This is a genomic window from Rhizobium sp. Leaf384, from assembly GCF_001424065.1.
Lineage (GTDB): Bacteria > Pseudomonadota > Alphaproteobacteria > Rhizobiales > Rhizobiaceae > Ferranicluibacter.
Genome location: NZ_LMQE01000005.1, coordinates 1 through 13,906, shown reverse-complemented (window position 1 = coordinate 13,906; position 13,906 = coordinate 1). Strand labels below are relative to the sequence as shown.

Below are 13,906 nucleotides of genomic sequence, written 5' to 3'. Positions count from 1 at the left end.
GGCAACCGCTGTCGACCCTTCCAGCCTGCAGGAGGCAGCGGCATTCCCATTGCGGGAGCCGAGACGAACTCGCGCTTCCTTCCACATGGCAGCCAGGGTTTGGCGAAAGAAAGCCGGGTGGTCTGTCTGTCAATCCGGCTCGGATCCACCGGAAGGTGCTGTCTCTTCCGATGGGCCTCCCTCGTCCGAAGGCGCGATCTGGTCCGTCGGGGGTGCGTCCGTCGTCGGTGCGTCAGGTCCCTTGATCTGTTGGCCGTTGACGCTCACCGAGCCGTCGCTGGCAACGGCCACGTCCCAGCGCTGTGCGCCGTCAGGGTCGGTTTTGGCAAAGCCCTTGATCATCATCAAGCCGAAGGACGCCTGGTTCAGCTCAGGATCGGCTTTTGCCAGCTCCTGCACCGCCGCGATTGTCTTGTCGTAGTCGCGTGCCAGGATCGAGGCGTTCACCTTGTAGCCCTTTTGCTGATCAAAAGAGCCTTCCATGTCACCGGATACGTCTATGTCGTAGACGCTGGACTTGGCGCTGATCTTCGGGAAATCCACGGTCAGGATACCGCCCGGGAAGAGCTCCTCGACAGCCTTCTGTCCTGCCATCTCACTGTCGCCGGTCGACGTGGTGAAGTCCATCTTCATGAACGCGTCGCCAAGAGCGGCGAAATTCATGCCGCCAACGCCGAACTGTATGTCAAGCGCCTGCGGCAGAAAGGCGGTGTAAGCAGCGGGAACCATCGCACTGTCGAGCGTCACGTCGGCAGCATTCATCGCCATGCCGATGCGCGTCGCGTTGCTCGGTCCATCCACCTTGAAGTGATAGCCGAGGGACTTGGCGCCGCCGCTGCCCACCGCGCTGGTGACGGCGACGTTGTTAAGCCCGACTGTTTCCTCGAGAGAACTCAGGAGCGGAAAGGCCTTGCCGAGGATCTCCTTGAGCTTTCTCTCACTCTCCATCGTGAGCTGCTTCTCTTCGGAGCGATCGCGCACGAACACGACCATCTCCTTCAGTTCCCTGGCGGCAACGCCCGTGAGCTTCGCGGTGAAATCCAAGCTGTCTGCCGAGATCTGGATCGGCGGCATGTCCTTGCTGCTGACTTTCTCCACAAAGGTGCTCAACGTCCCGTTGGCCGCGAAATCCAGGCGACCGGCAGTGGCACTTTCCGCGGAGTTCAGCTTGTAGATGACGTTGCCGAAGCTGGCATCGATCACCTCGGTATCGGAGGACGATGTCAATCTCAGCCCTTTTGCGCTGAGATCACTCGAGCGGAAATAGCTGATTGCCGGGTCGAAGACAGCGTTGAACACCATGTCGGCGATGGAATAGGTGAAGTCCGTGCGCGTTTTGTCCGGCCCGAGAAAGTAGCCGGTGACATTGAGGTTGTGGTTACTTTCGAAATCCCAGAGTCCGCTGTCCAGCGGCTTGGCGAACATCGCGAATGGCGTGAGACCTTTGATATCAAAACTCTCTGTCTTGATCCGCGACATCAGTTGGGCGAAGTCATAGACGATCTTGTAGCGAGACCCTTCGGGCGTGACCGTGAAAGGTGCGCTCTTGGCAACATTCTCGGGCAGCATTCGATTGAGATTGTCGCGAATGACATGAGCGCCATCCTCGCTGATATCCGCGGCAAGTGCCCCTGTGGCCAAAGCCAAAACAATGCTGCTCGTCGCCGCCATAAGCCCGTGACGCATCTCGATAATCTCCCTCAACCGCACGAAGTCCTGCATGTGTGATTTCCGCAGCTGTCCTGTCAAGCTTGTGGAACCACCGGACTTTTATCGGCATCGGAAAACCACCCTCCGGACGTCCGTCGACGCCAGCTTACCTTGCGTAAGGGAGAACAGGTGCCTCCCCAGGATCGTCAGGAAATACCGTTTCGACGGGCCGGACGCCGTTTTCCGACAGCGACCGCGTCATGTCCTGAACGGGTCTCGGGCCGTGTCGGGAGATGCCGGTCCAGCAGCGCGTCAATGTCCTCGCCCCGCATGGGTTTTCCATGCAGGTATCCTTGGAGTTGATCGCAACCTGCCGCCCGCAGGATGTTTGCCTGATCCGTACTTTCGATGCCTTCTGCCGTGACAGGGATGTTGAGCGCCGTTGCCAGAAGGACGGTCGCTTCAAGGACGTCCTTGCCGTTGGACTTCTCCCCGAGCGCCGTCACCAGCGACCGATCGATCTTGACGCGGTCGAAACCGAACGTTCGTAGCGCACCGATGCTTGCGTATCCGCAGCCGAAGTCATCAAGGGCAAACCTGACGCCAACGCGTTTCAACGACTCGATCGCCCGCCGTGCCTGGTCAGGGTTCGCGATCAAAACACCTTCCGTGATCTCGAGCGTCAGACGGTGCGGATCAAAGCTCTCCCTTTCCACAATCGAAAGGACAGTCTTCGGGAAGTCCGGATTGCACAACTGGAGCGGCGAAACGTTGACCGAGAGATAAAGGTCGTTCCAACGCTTTGCGTGGATGATCGATGCGGAGAGCATCAGCGCTCCAAGGGCATCGATGAGGCCCGACCTCTCAGCAAGCGGAATGAAGGTCTCCGGGCTGACATTCCCCGTCGGGGCTTGCCAGCGCGCAAGTGCCTCAACGCCGCGGACCCTGCCGTCACTCGCGGAGACCAGGGGCTGGAAGACCGGTGTGATGTCGCCGTTTGATATCGCGAGGCGAAGGTCTGCCTCCAGCAGCGAGAGTTGTTCCCGTTCGACGTCGAGTGACGGATCATAATGCACGACCCGGCCCCGGCCATCTTCCTTGGCACGGTAGAGCGCCATATCCGCCCGTCTTAGAACCTCGAGCGGCTCGACGATCGCGGTTGCCGACGCAGTGCCAAGGCTCGCTCCCACCTCGATCGTCCGACCGCCGATCACGAAGGGCGTACGGAAAATGGCGAGAACAGCCTCATCGATCACGGTCGAGAGATCACCCCTTTGAACCAATGCAAACTCGTCTCCGCCTAGCCGAGCCACGGCATCGACCGCTGGAGAAAGGTTGGAGAAGGCGTAAGCGACCTGCTTGATGAGTTCGTCCCCGACGGCGTGTCCCCACGAGTCGTTTACGGCCTTGAATCCATCCAAATCGATGAGATGGAGCGTGAGACTCCCGTCATCGACACGCAGGTTCTGGACCCGCCCCATCTCTTGGAGCAGGCCGCTGCGGTTCAACAAGCCCGTCAGTCCATCGTGGGCAGCCTCATGCCGAGCCGTCTGCGCTAATGCCTTCAATCGGCGCGTCTCCGTTGCTCCGGAGACAAGGATGCCGATCAGGAACACGAGGAGAATGGCAAGAGCGACGATCAGTTTCGGCCGGACGACGTGGTAAAGCTCGCTGCCGGGATGCTTCTCCTCCCAAGCCAGGCGCGCCAGAGGATTCCCGTCAATCGAAAGCAGGTCAATGGCGAGTTCGGTGTGCTCTGCTGCAGTGGCGACGCGCAGGCCGTTCAGGTCGTATGGGGTGGCCTGAGCGTCGAGCACCGCAGGGGTCAGTTCCTTCAGGAATGTCAGAACATGTCGCGGTTTCGGCAGGCCCACGGGTTCTGCATAGGGCTGGATGGCATTGGACGCGATCAGAAACAGCTTTCCGCCTGCGGCAAAAAATTGAACCGTCGGTTCTCTTCCACCGAGAAGGGCCGCCTGAATCTGTTTCTGGAAAGAAGGTCCGAACATGGCGATCGGATCGAAAACCAGGCCCTTCATGTAAGACGAGTAGATCCTTCCCGTCGGATCGGTCACGACCACACCGTCGTAAAGCGGATAGTCGGCGCTCGTCTTCGCCCAATTGCTGAAGGCCCATCCCACAGGATCGTCACCGACCGAGGCCGCGTATGCATCGTCCCAGACAGAATTGTCGCCCGTGACGGCCGCGAGCCGCCCCTCCAGCGCCGTGACGACCGAATGCGCCGCCCGTTCCGCACGGGCGTTATCGATGCGGTCGGCCGAGGCGACCATGGTGGTCACGACGTTCATCATCAGCCCGGTAAGAGTTACGCCGACGAGAAGGAAGAAGGCGGTTGCGCACGCGACGGTTACCGTCGAGCCGGTGCGGGGGGTGGTGTTTCGCGAGTCCATTGTGTTTCCGGGGTGCCGTGAAGCCTGCATCTGCGGATGTGCGTTCAGGCATCATGCCCCGCGTATCGGCGCGATCATACTGATCCTGTTCGGTACATCCGATGCTAACGGAAACGGTTAACGGCTCGTGACGGCATCCCTAGATCTAGCGATCCGATGATCGCCCGTCATGTTTTTCGCAGCGACGCTCGGCCGTCCCGGAGCGGCTTGTTCCCGCGCCCGGATAATTCGCCCCCGGAGGTTCTAAACGCGCCTGTCGCCCGTCCCAGACACGTAACGGCGCCGCCAATATGCGCCGAGACTTATAAAAGCGAGAAGGGGCGCTCAAGCGCATCCCTCTCGAACAGGCGTCCGCCACCGGGCTGGAGCGTCTCGTAGACGTTCGATCTCCTGGCAACATGCCGGGCCGTAAGGTTGTGCTCGATGGCGCCGGAAAGGGCAATGAAGCTGCTCTGCCAAGCGCGCTCAGGGCGCTCGTGCACGATCCCCTCATAGGAAACGTCGCATCGGTTGAGGCGATACTGGACGTCCGGGTAGAGGTCGGAGAGGTGTCCATCCACCAGATTCTTGCGCGGCAGACCGATCGAGACGACACCTTGCCGGTCGGCAAGCGTGGCGAGACGCGTTAGGCTATCTCCAAGTTCCGGCGAAACGTCCTCATCGGCATCCAGTTGGAAGATCCAGGGACTGCGACAGAGAGCTTGCAGCGCATTTCGTTGGCTTGCGAAATCGCCATTCAGCCGGCGTGAAAATACCCTCACCAAGCCGTTGTCGCCGTCCTGCCTTACTTCGGCTGGCGCTGCGGCGCGATCAACGAGGACGACGACCTCAGCCGCCCAGGACGAATGGCGCGCGGCCGTCTCCAGCACGAAACCCGCCTCCCGCTCACTGCACAGGATGCCGACGGCAACAGCTGTTGGTGCGAGCGTTAGCAAGGATACGAGGTCGGCATCGGCCGCGAGCGTGCCATGCGGATTTCGCAATTCTTCGTCCTGCATCGCATTCGCCGGCTTCGCCGCAAGACCGAAACGGGTTGCGATCGTCCGCATCGTATAGATGTCGCAACCAAAGGGATCATCGGCGTGGGCCATCGGAGGCTTTCGGGCGCAAATATCACGAAAGAACGCATCGCATTGCCGGGGATCCGGCATGGTGGCGGGCGCATCCAGCAGCAGCCCGCAGTGTGAGCAGGCATAGGGAAATGTCCGAACGACATCTCCGCTCCGCAGGGTTCGAGACGTCGGCGCAATGCCACGGGCCTGGCAAAGCGGACAGCGAGCGGTGATGGCGTCTGGCATTCTCTCTTCCCTGCCCGTCGTCGGTCAGCGTCTTGCCAAAGGGTGCAGGACAAGCCGGCCGGAATTGTGCGCGGCTTCAAACCAGGCGCGCTCGGCGCTCCAGGCATGCCCATCCCACCCGTCGAAACCGAAGCCGACGATGTCGAACGACGAGGATCCGGGCTCCTCGGCCTCCAACGTCCGGAATGTGTAGAGAAAGCCGGAGCTGAGAGCGGAGGTCGAGAGTGCGCCGTGGGTCAGCAGCGCTGCACGTGCCCTGTCTTCTGTTGCCGCATCGATCCACCCGATCTCCTTGCCCAGCAGACCAAGGCGCTGGCATAGGTCTTCAGCATGGCACTCGTCTTCCGGCTTTTCCGAGGGTGGAAAGACCAGCGTGATTCGCGCGGCATCCTGCACGGCCCGTCGCTGCGGGAACATGGGATCGGCAAGCCATTCCGCCGGTTGTCCGCCACGGCTGACCAGCACGAGTTCGGACGTCTTGGTGCCGCTCGTGGAGCCGAGCCCGGCGGTGTTGTTGAACCTCACGACATGATCGTACCCGTCGATATCAAAGTCCCGACCGTCGAATTCTGGCGCGTTGCCGACAATGGCCGTCCGCTTCATCTGGCCCTCGCCCATCCGGTGTCGCGATGGCCGGCAACGGCTTGCTCGTAGACCTCGATCGTCTGGCGGCCGAGCGTCGCACGGGAGAAGGTTCCGGCCGCCTTCAACGCCTTCAAGCGGAGCGCTGTGCGCAGCGTGTCGGACGTCAGCATGTCCCGCAGGCACTCTGCGATCGCCCTGCCCGTCGTTGCCGATGCGAGCAAGCCTGCTCCGGTCTGGCCGACAAATTCGCGCGCGCTCGGGTCTTCCGCCGAGGCGATGATCGGGCGGCCGAAGGCAATCGCCTCCTGATAGACCAGGCCGAAACTCTCGTAACGCGAGGGCGCCGCGACGATATGGGCCGCCTCGTAGAGAACAAACAGCATCGCGTCCGGCTGTCGGCCGAGGGCAAAAATGCGCCGGCGGGCGCTGGGAGACAGCGTCTCCGGCAGGTCGCTATCGGGTACACCCAGCAGGTCGACGCGAAAATTTGCGACCGACCCCGCATCGGCTTCCTCGGCGACTTGGACAATCGCATCCATGAGTTCGCGAAAGCCTTTCCTTGCCTCGGCCCGGCCGACGAAGAGAATGCGGAGCGGGTCCTGCGCGGGCGGATAGGTCGCCGCGCCCGCCCGCCTCAGCACGGCTTGCGAGAGCGAGAGGCCGATCGTTGCGTGCGGGCGGCGCGCGTCGAGGCGGTAGAGGTCGGCGATGCGGCGGCCATGCTCGGCCGTGTTGGAGATCAGCGCCGCGCTGCCGTGCGCCTGCCGCCGCTCCAGCCTATCCGCCGCCCAGGCATCCACCCGGTTGCGGGGAGAGAGCCGGCTGTCCCTCGACCAGGACGCAGGCGTGGAATTGCGCGTGACAAGCGGCAGATCCCGCCGCCCGGCCAGCAGCGCGGCCGGCGCATACCAGTTGGTCGCCTCAACCACATCGAACGGCACTGCGGCATGCGCGGAGGCCACTGCATCGCGAAACCGCCGGGGTGCCGCGAGATGGCCGATGCCGGCATAGGTCCGCAAGCGCCCAAGTGCCGAGCGCTCCTCTATGGCGCAGCCGATAATGCGCACGCCGTCGCTCATGCTCGTGCCGGTCCTGTCTCCGGAAAACACCGTGACGTCGCAGCCTTGTGCCGCCAGACTTTCCGCGATCTCACGCGCCGCTGTCGAAAGCCCGCTCGGCGATGGCGGATAATCCCATGCAATGAGAGCGGTGCGCATCATCGCTGGAGCAGCCTCCGATAGATATCGAGATAATCCTGCGCCATGCGCCGTGCGGTAAAACGCTGCTCGAAGCGCGCGCGGATCACGCGTCGGTCGAGTTGGCCGATCTGCCCGATGGCCGCCAGCGCATCCTCTTCGCTGTCGACGATGAAGCCGGTCACACCGTGTTCGACGACTTCGGGAACGGAGCCCCGGTTCCAGGCGATGACCGGCGTGCCGCAGGCCATGGCCTCGATCATCACGAGCCCGAACGGCTCCGGCCAGTCGATCGGAAAGAGCAGCGCGCTGGCGTTGCGCAACAGGACATTCTTGGCCGCATCGTCCACGGGACCGATGTATTCCGCAGTCGGCGAGAGAAACGGTCGAACATGGGTGTCGAAGTAAAGCGGGTTGCCGACATCGACGGTCCCGGCTAGCCGGATCGGCCGACCCGCTGCCCTTGCCACGCGGATGGCGACATCCGGCCGTTTCTGGTCGGTCATGCGGCCGATGAAGGCGAGATAGGGTTCCGGCGTGTCGTTCGGCTCGAAGCGTGCCGGGTCGACGCCATGCAGCACGACACCTGCGCGGTTCGCCACAGGCAGCGCCTCTTCCTGCGATCGTGAAATGGCCGCGACAGGAAGATCAGGAAAAGCCGAAAAGAACAACTCTCGGTCGAGTTCGTCGACACGCCAGTGAATTGTCGTCAGCGACTGTTTACGTTTTTCGCCCAGCGTCACGGCATGGAAAAACTCGCCGTGGAAGTGCACGATGTCGAACAAGGACAGCGCGCGGCGGACCTCCTCCATCCGCACTGTTTCCAGAACGGACGGAATCGACGGCGGCACGAGACCATGTTTGTTTTCAAGGAATTGCAGGCTCGGGAGGGCCCCGACCTGAGGTACCGGGCATGTGCTGTCAGAGGGGGCAAACAGCGTCACCTCGCAGCCCAGCGCCTGCAGCCCGACCGCCAGGTCGTGAATGACACGTTCGGTCCCGCCGTGGTTGAGAGGCGGCACGGGGAAAATACTTGGTGCAACCTGTGCAACTTTTATTGGCTCATTCAGTTCACGGTCGCGGTTCGGCATTTCTGGTCCTGACTGCACGGGAGATCATGTATGTTCGTTCTTCACGTCGCACTTCAAGGGTGCCTGCGCGGAAACAATGTCGAATATGGGCTGACGACGGATACGGGCGGGCATATCCGCTACCTCCTGGATCTGGTCGATGCTTGCAAACAGGAACAGCAGGCCGGGCGCATTGTCATCGCCACGCGCGCCTTCGAAGGGTTCGGTGAAGCGTACCTCACGCCTGTCGAAATCGTGGATGAGACCACGAGTATTGTCCGCTTGCGCACGACGCATCCGGGCTACCTCGCCAAAGAAGATCTGCATACCGAACTGGACAGCTTTTCGACCGCGCTGATCGAACACATCGTGGCGGGCGGCCTTCGACCGGACATTCTCCACGCCCATTATGCCGATGCCGCAGTGGTGGCGGCCCGTGTCGAGGATGCACTCGGCATCCCCTTCGTCTTCACCGGCCACTCGCTGGGCAAGGTCAAGCAGAAAGCCCTGCCCGCCTGCGAGGCCGACCGCGGCTTTGCCGAGCGGATCGCAGCGGAAGAGCTGGCGCTCGCCCGGGCCTCCCTCGTCATCGCATCCTCCCGCGACGAAGCGGAACTGCAATACAAGGCCTACCGTCATTACGACCCCGGCAAGATTCGCGTGCTGCCGCCCGGTAGCGACCTGAAAGCGTTTCGCGGTGCGGCGGCATCGCCCGTCGTCGAGCGAGAAATGGCGCGGTTTCTGGTAGAGCCGAACAAGCCCGTCATCCTTGCCATTGCACGGCCGGTTGCCAAGAAGAACCTTGCCGGCCTGATCGAGGCCTATGGCCAGTCGGACGCCTTGCAGGCCGCGGCCAATCTGGTGATCGTCGCGGGTTCGCGGGACGACATCGACACGCTGGAGGCGGACATGGCCGCCAATCTTCGCGAGCTCCTGCGTCTCATCGACCGCTACGACCTCTACGGCAAGGTGGCCTACCCCAAGAGCCATCGTGGCGAGGATATACCCGGATATTATGCCTATGCCCGGGACCGGCGCGGCATATTCGTCAACCCGGCCTTCAACGAGCCGTTCGGTCTGACGCTTCTGGAAGCGGCCGCCGTCGGGCTGCCGCTCGTGGCGACCGACAGCGGTGGACCGAACGACATCATCGAGACCTGCGGCAACGGACTTTTGGTCGACCCGCGCGATGCGAATGGCATTGCCGATGCCTTGCTGCAGATCTTTCGCAATGACGAGATGTGGGATCGCTTTGCCGCGTGCGGCGACAGGGCGGTGAAGACCTATGACTGGGAGCGGCACGTCACGCGGTATCACGGGCTCGTCCATGACCTCGTCCGCCCACCGGAAATGGCCACGCAACGCGCCATCCAGCTCCTGATCAGCGACATCGACAACACGCTTGTCGGCTCCGTTCCGCATCTGCATGCTTTCGGCAACTGGCGCCGTGTGCAGGAGAATCTGGCCTTCGGCGTTGCGACCGGACGCTCCTTTCACAGCGCCATGGCAATCCTGGAACAACAGGACGTGCCGCGTCCGGAAGTGATGATTACGTCGGTCGGCTCGGAGATCTATACGCTCTCGGAGAACGGCGTATCCTACGAGCAGGACGAGGGCTGGCTGAAGACGATTGCCGCAAAATGGCAGCGCTCGGCCGTCGAGCGGGTCCTGCGTGGCGTATCCGGCATAACGCTGCAGGCCCCGCTGGAACAGCGGGACTTCAAGCTCAGCTATTTCAGCGACGGCAACCACGCGACCGTCGAGCGTGTGCGGACAGCCCTTCAGGAAGCGGGCGTGCTGGCGTCCGTCATTCACAGCCACAGGCGCTATCTGGATATCCTGCCGATCAAGGCCTCCAAGGGGACAGCCGTCGATCATGTGCGCCGTCGCTACGGCTTGCCGGAAAGCTCGGTTTTCGTTGCAGGCGACAGCGGCAACGACATCGAGATGCTGCAGGCCATTCCGCAATCGATCATCGTTGCCAACTATTCCGACAATCTCGGCAAGCTGCCGGCATTGAAGCATGCCTACATCGCGTCCAGCACCCACGCCGCAGGCATCATCGAAGGGGTTCTCCACTTCCGCAACAAGGCCAAGGCCGCGGGTCTGGCATTATGACGGCAGTGGTCTCCACAAGCGTCCTGACGATCGTCCGCGGACGGGATGATCATCTGCGGGCGCTGATGACGGGGCTTTCGCAACAGAGCGTACCACCCGGCGAACTCGTGATCGCGTGGATGCAGGCCGAAAAGGCCGAAGCGCTGCCGGTCCTCTCCTTTCCGGTCCACCATGTCTTCGTCGACGGTGACGACCTCCCGCTTGCTGCGGCCCGGAACCGCGCGGCGGAGGCCGCATCCGGTACGCATCTCATCTTCCTTGATGTCGACTGCATTCCCTCGCCGGCCACCGTTGAGGCCTATACCCGAGCGTTGACCCTGCACGACGGCGTCATGCTCGGTGAAATCCACTATCTCCCGGGCGGCCTGCCAAGGTTTGACGGCGATGTCGCCGCGCTGGAGAGCCACGGCCTCGCCCACCCCTCCAAGCCTGCATTCCCTCCTCTCGGCGTCGCCGAAGAGCCGGATTCGGGACAACTCTGGGGCCTGTCCTTTGCCTTGCGCAAGGCGACCTGGGCGTCGCTGGGCGGCATGGACGAGGACTTCTATGGCTATGGCGGCGAAGAAACGGACCTTGCGCGCAGAGCCTCGAAAGCAGGCCTTCGAACCTACCGCGTCGGTGGCGCACGTGCCTACCACCAGCATCATTCCGTCCATATCCCGCCGCTTCAGCACTTCGACCACATCCTGCGCAATGCCAGCCTGTACCACGCGAAGCACGGGGTCTGGTGCATGGACTATTGGCTGACGCAGTTCGCAGAACGCGGGCTGATCGACTGGACGAGCGCGGCCCATGAAATCCGCCTGCTGCGCCGCCCCCTTGACCGCGAAACAAACGCTGCACGCCAGCCCGACCACGTTCTCTTTTCCTGATGGGACCATTTTCATGAAAAAACCGATCGCGTTCTTCGTCCACCATCAGGGCCGCGGCCACGCCAATCGTACGATGGCGATGGCCGAGCATTTCAGCAAGGACCGTCCTGTTTCCGTGCTCACCGCGGGCCCTGAGCATTTTGCCAAGGCCGACCCTCGCATCGAGGTCATCGCGCTTCCGAACATGATCGGCGAAACCGTGCCGACGCCGCGGCTCTTTGCCGAACCCACGCCGTCCGTCATGCATTGCGTGCCGCTCGGGCTTCCCTCCATGCGCCGCACCATGCGGACCATCGTCGATCATCTGGATGACCGCGATGTCGGTCTCTTCGTGGTCGATGTCTCCGCGGAGATCGGCATGCTGGGCCGCATCGTCAGCACGCCGACGGTGCAGATCCGCATGCATGGCGATCGCAGCGATGTGGGCCATATCGGCTCCTACGAGGCCTGCGTCGGCATGATCGCGCCATTCGACGCCCGCCTGGAGCAGGACGATTATCCGCAGGCTCTCCGCGCCAAGACGATCTACACCGGCGGGCTGTGCACAACGCGCGACGCGGTGCCCACACGACAGGCGGCCCGGACCAAGCTCGGCCTTGCAGACGATCGCAAGGTCATTCTGGTCCTGACGGGCGGTGGCGGCAGCGGGACACCGCTGGCACCGCTGACGATTGCCGCGCGTGCGGTGCCGGATGCGCTCTGGCTGGTTGCCGGCCCTGTTCACCGGGAAGGGCACGAGACGGATTTCGCCAACCTCAAGGAGCTCGGCTGGGTCGAGAACGTCACCGACCATATTGCCGCGGCCGACATCGTCGTCGCCTCGGCCGGCGATAACACGGTCCACGAGATCGCCCGTGCAGGCGCCAAATTCGTCGTCATGCCGGAATGGCGTTACTTCGCCGAGCAGCACCGAAAGGCGGAAGCCCTGGTCGCACTGGGCGCTGCCGTGACCGCACCGGCATGGCCGGGCGATTATCGTGGGTGGCAGCAGCTTCTGGATGCCGCAGAGGCGATCGACCCAGCCATTCTTCACGCGCTGCACGATCCGGATGCCGCGCGCAAGGCTGCCAACTGGCTCGAGACGCTGTGCGACGACCTCTGGCAGGGCACCGCTGTCAACGAAACGCCGCGGCTGAAGGTGGTGTAACCCGCATGGTCACCTTCACGACGGTTCTGAAAAGCGGTGGCCGCTACGATGCAGGATGGGTCGAGCGCCTGAACGCGGGCGCCCGTCGGTCGATCTCCGGGCTCGACCGTGTCGTCTGCCTTACGGACCTTGACCTTCAGGTGGCGGGGGTCGAGACCTTGCCGCTTCGCCATGGCTGGCCGGCATGGTGGTCGAAGTTCGAGGCCTTCCGCGCAGATCTCGCTGACGATCTTACGATCCTCTGCGATCTCGATACGGTCTTTACCGGAGATGCAAGCGGTCTCGTCGATGACAGCATGGCCGCCATGGAGGATTATTTCCTGAAAGGCCGCCTCTCCACCGCGCTCATGCGCTGGCGCGGGAACGAGCTCGACCATCTCTACGAAACCTTCAGAGCGGACCCCGACCGCTGGATGCAGCCCGGCTCGTGCGGCGCGGTACCCAATTCCGTTCATGGCGATCAGGTCGTGGTGGATCACCTGCTGCGCCACGGCGGCGGCATGCCCGCGTTCCTGCAGGACCGCCATCCGGATCTGCTCGACTTTTATGATCCCAGCTACACGGAACAGGGTCCGATCATCATCTTCATCGGTGATTCAAAGCCGGATACAGCCATTCAGGCGGTCCAGGATGTTTGGCGGGATACCCATATGCAGATCGCGTGAGAAACCAGCATCCTGACTGGCGTCGCTCATAGCGGATCCGACCCGTTGGCCCTGCGACGGCTCGGCCACGCCTCCAAGGCTCAGCGCGATGGCGATGATGCCACGCCAACACCACTCTCGTAACAGGGCGGCCCTGGAGGTCATCCCGTGGCAAGGGACGCTATCCTGACGATGCGGCAGGCGCTCTCCCGCATCGTGTGCCAAACGATCACGCAGCCGCCAGACCCCCTGCCTGTGAACCCCGCGGCTTTGCCGCCCAAGTCGGCGCGTGTGCCACGGCCCTGAAGGCCTTCCGTTCGCTGATCGCCGCCCATGACTTTTCAGCCGAGCAGTTGCATGGCGACGAGACGACCGTGCCGATCATGGCGAGCGACAAGACTGACACGAGCCGCATCCGACCATCTATTCGGAATAGAAGCCCCTTCCGCGCGCATTCGCCAACTGCGGCTCTATTCCCCGCACCGCGAAATCGGTGACAGAAGCATTTCGAACGCCAGCTTCGGACTTCACCGGCATCCTCCAGGCAAATGCGTATGGCGGATACAGTCCGCGATCTGGCGCCCGTGCGGCAGGCACTCGGCCGGGCACGCACACACCACAAACACTGGTGCGCCTTGCCGGTCTCCCATACCCGGAACGAACAGAGCGTTGCGGTAAAGCGGCATTAGCTGCCGGAGAACTTTGATCAGACCAATGAAGCGACGCGCCATTGCCGAAGCTGCTCTAGGACACCGGCCTCTCGTTCGCGGAGTGCCATCAGCCCAACGCGACGTCGCCTGATCCTTTTCGTGGCATTGGAACGCAAAAACCCCCGGACCTTGCGGACCGGGGGTTTTTGGATTGTCTGTCTGGTTGCGGGGGCAGGATTTGAACCTGCGGCCTTCAGGTTATGAG

10 protein-coding genes are annotated in these 13,906 nt (G+C 62.6%); 4 read left to right on the top strand and 6 right to left on the bottom strand.

Going from position 1 to position 13,906, the window contains the following annotated elements:
* Positions 1–129: 129 nt before the first annotated feature.
* The 6 genes from ASG25_RS08565 to ASG25_RS08540 form a co-directional block, all read right to left on the bottom strand.
* Positions 130–1,722 carry a hypothetical protein gene (locus ASG25_RS08565; RefSeq protein ID WP_200942765.1) on the bottom strand — a complete coding sequence of 531 codons (1,593 nt, stop codon included), beginning with the start codon at positions 1,720–1,722 and terminating at the stop codon, positions 130–132.
* 134 nt (positions 1,723–1,856) lie between these two features.
* Positions 1,857–4,061 (bottom strand): EAL domain-containing protein, encoded by a 2,205-nt coding sequence (locus ASG25_RS08560; protein WP_082480016.1) that lies wholly within the window; start codon positions 4,059–4,061, stop codon positions 1,857–1,859.
* Between the two features lie 302 nt (positions 4,062–4,363).
* Positions 4,364–5,152: a hypothetical protein gene (locus ASG25_RS08555; protein ID WP_062472568.1), complete on the bottom strand. Its 789-nt coding sequence runs from the start codon at positions 5,150–5,152 to the stop codon at positions 4,364–4,366.
* A 231-nt stretch (positions 5,153–5,383) separates the two neighbouring features.
* Positions 5,384–5,962: a hypothetical protein gene (locus ASG25_RS08550; RefSeq protein ID WP_156379894.1), complete on the bottom strand. Its 579-nt coding sequence runs from the start codon at positions 5,960–5,962 to the stop codon at positions 5,384–5,386.
* Positions 5,959–7,161, bottom strand: coding sequence for a glycosyltransferase family 4 protein (locus ASG25_RS08545; RefSeq protein WP_062474344.1), 1,203 nt, complete (start codon positions 7,159–7,161; stop codon positions 5,959–5,961). Before ASG25_RS08545 ends, ASG25_RS08550 begins: the two co-directional genes overlap by 4 nt.
* Entirely contained in the window at positions 7,161–8,231 is a 1,071-nt protein-coding gene (locus tag ASG25_RS08540; RefSeq protein WP_062472564.1) for a glycosyltransferase family 4 protein, read from the bottom strand. Before ASG25_RS08540 ends, ASG25_RS08545 begins: the two co-directional genes overlap by 1 nt.
* A 30-nt stretch (positions 8,232–8,261) precedes the next feature.
* On the opposite strand from ASG25_RS08540, the gene ASG25_RS08535 reads away from it, so the two are divergent.
* The 4 genes from ASG25_RS08535 to ASG25_RS08520 are packed head-to-tail and all read left to right on the top strand — an operon-like array spanning position 8,262 to position 13,012.
* Complete coding sequence (locus ASG25_RS08535) at positions 8,262–10,328, top strand: HAD-IIB family hydrolase (protein WP_062472562.1); 2,067 nt, start codon at positions 8,262–8,264, stop codon at positions 10,326–10,328.
* Complete coding sequence (locus ASG25_RS08530) at positions 10,325–11,200, top strand: galactosyltransferase-related protein (RefSeq protein ID WP_062472560.1); 876 nt, start codon at positions 10,325–10,327, stop codon at positions 11,198–11,200. The genes ASG25_RS08535 and ASG25_RS08530 overlap by 4 nt, the downstream gene beginning before the upstream one ends.
* A 13-nt stretch (positions 11,201–11,213) precedes the next feature.
* A complete protein-coding gene (locus ASG25_RS08525) occupies positions 11,214–12,347 on the top strand; it encodes a glycosyltransferase (protein ID WP_062472558.1) in 1,134 nt (377 codons plus the stop codon).
* A 5-nt stretch (positions 12,348–12,352) separates the two neighbouring features.
* Positions 12,353–13,012: a hypothetical protein gene (locus tag ASG25_RS08520; protein WP_062472556.1), complete on the top strand. Its 660-nt coding sequence runs from the start codon at positions 12,353–12,355 to the stop codon at positions 13,010–13,012.
* Positions 13,013–13,906: the final 894 nt, after the last annotated feature.